This window comes from Protofrankia sp. Cr1 (assembly GCF_963555865.1).
GTDB lineage: Bacteria > Actinomycetota > Actinomycetes > Frankiales > Frankiaceae > Protofrankia.
Genome location: NZ_CAUVXO010000387.1, coordinates 3,913 through 5,303, shown reverse-complemented (window position 1 = coordinate 5,303; position 1,391 = coordinate 3,913). Strand labels below are relative to the sequence as shown.

Genomic DNA, 1,391 nt, shown 5'->3' with positions numbered 1-1,391 from the left:
CGGTGGCCGCCAGGCGCAGGCCTGCCACGTCGGGCAGTTCACGGGGACCGCGATTCCAGGCCTGGACCGCGAAGCCGGCCCGGGCGAGGTTGGCCGCCATGGGCAGGCCCATAAGGCCCAGCCCGAGGACGGCGACGTTCATGCTGTCACCCGCTCGCGCAGCCGTGGGTGGTCGAGGACGGCGCGGTCGGCCAGGTAGCGCGGCGCCCGGCCCTGACGGACGTCGATGATGGCCTGGACCACACTGGCTCCGTTGCCGCGGGCCATCTCGTCGGTCCACGCGAGGGCGTGCGGGGCGAGGACGACGTTGGGCAGCACAAGCAGCGGATGCCCCACGGGCAGCGGCTCCGGATCGGTGACGTCCAGACCGGCCCCAAAGAGGCGTCCGGCGGCCAGAGCCTCGGTGAGGGCCGCCGTGTCGACGATCGGCCCCCGCGAGACGTTCACCAGCACGGCCCGCGGGCGCATCAGGGCCAGCAGGCCGGCGTTGACGAGGTGGCGGGTCTGCGCGGTGAGCGCCGCGGTGACGACGACGACGTCACTACGGGTGAACAGGTCCTCCAGGCCGGTCAACTCGACTCCCCTGGCCCGCGCCTCCCGGGGATCGCGGTAGGGGTCGTGAGCGAGGTTGACGGTTGCGAACGGAGCCATCAGCGCGAAGAGTTCGGATGCGATGTTGCCCAGGCCGACCGCGCCGACCGTCCGGCCGGTGAGCCCCTGGCCAATGAGGTCCAGCCGGCCGTCCCACGCTGGACGACGGGCAAGGGCGTTCTTGTCCACGAGCCGGTGGAACGTCGCGAGGATGAGCGTGAGAGCGGCCGTCGCCACCGCCCGGCGAGCGCCGTCCGGAGTGTTCGTGACGGCGACCCCGGCCCGCGTGCAGGCGTCGACGTCCACGGCGTCCAGGCCCACTCCGAACCGCGCGAGCAGCCGGGGCGGGGTGGAGCCGGAGACGGTGGCGGCAGTCACCGTCGGCGTCCCGAAGACGACGGCGTCGAAGCCGGCGACGTGCTCCGCCGTGAGGACGCCATTGTCCGGCGGTAGGAACTCCCAGGCGATGCCCTCCGCGGCGAGCCGGTCGAGCCCGATGTCGCCCCAGGAGGTCGGGTGGTCGGAGCTGACGAAGTCGTGGCTGACGCCCACACGGAAGGCCATCACAGCACCGCCAGCGGGTTGACTGGCGACCCCGTGCCGCGCGGGACGACGAGCGGCGCCACGATGAGGAGGAACTCGTACCGTCCGGTCCGGGCGCAGGCCACCGAGAGGGCCTCCAGGTCGAGGTTGTCCAAAAGGGGGATGCCCAGCGCCGTGAGCGCCAGGGCGTGCACGGGCGAGTGCACCCCCAGGACCGGCGAGGGGCGTACGTCGCTGTCGCCGTCACCGCCGAGCAG

General features: G+C 73.0%; 2 protein-coding genes and 1 pseudogene. All 3 read right to left on the bottom strand.

The genetic code is table 11. The features are described 5' to 3' along the window. Positions 1 to 142 (bottom strand): NAD(P)-binding domain-containing protein (locus U9980_RS21980; protein WP_322769659.1); only part of this gene is annotated, 142 nt, incomplete at its 3' end. After that, positions 139 to 1,155 carry an NAD(P)-dependent oxidoreductase gene (locus U9980_RS21975; protein ID WP_322769658.1) on the bottom strand — a complete coding sequence of 339 codons (1,017 nt, stop codon included), beginning with the start codon at positions 1,153 to 1,155 and terminating at the stop codon, positions 139 to 141. The genes U9980_RS21975 and U9980_RS21980, both read right to left, overlap by 4 nt. Continuing rightward, positions 1,155 to 1,391, bottom strand: a pseudogene (locus U9980_RS21970) (cyclase family protein); the annotation flags it as partial. The pseudogene U9980_RS21970 and the gene U9980_RS21975, both read right to left, overlap by 1 nt.

Excerpts from the sequence above, each read along its gene's own strand:
- U9980_RS21975 (WP_322769658.1), bottom strand. The coding sequence starts at position 1,155 with ATGGCCTTCCGTGTGGGCGTCAGCCACGACTTCGTCAGCTCCGACCAC.